Annotated in this window: 1 protein-coding gene; it reads left to right on the plus strand. The window is 42.0% G+C overall.

The features are described 5' to 3' along the window. Nucleotides 1-402: S8 family serine peptidase (locus CCY97_RS08120; protein ID WP_146744544.1), on the plus strand; the 402-nt coding region annotated here is incomplete at both ends.

Raw genomic sequence — 402 nt, forward strand, 5'->3', positions numbered from 1 at the left:
AATGATAGTCTTTGCTGCTGGCAATGAAGGTATGGTAAGTCCAAACATCCAATCCATGCTCCCTCGCTATGATGAGAGTCTCCGATCGTGGATTACTGTTGGCGCATTTAATCCAGCATATGTCACAAAAAGTCAAGATGGATCGCTCAATTTTGAATCCAATAAAGCTCTTAGTGATTTTTCTAATGGATTTTATGGTGCAGAGAGTTGGGGCATTTTAGCACCTGGTGAAGATATATATTCTGCTGCTATAGGCAAGATGGATTCTCAATACGACAAAAAATCTGGCACTTCAATGGCAGCACCATTTGTGAGTGGAGCAGCTGCACTTGTGCAAGAGAAATTCCCTGATCTCAATGGTCGCCAGATTGCAGATGTGCTCTTAAGCACGGCTAATAAAAA

The sequence above is a fragment of the Helicobacter sp. 10-6591 genome (genome assembly GCF_003288805.1).
In the GTDB taxonomy this organism is placed as follows: Bacteria; Campylobacterota; Campylobacteria; order Campylobacterales; family Helicobacteraceae; genus Helicobacter_F.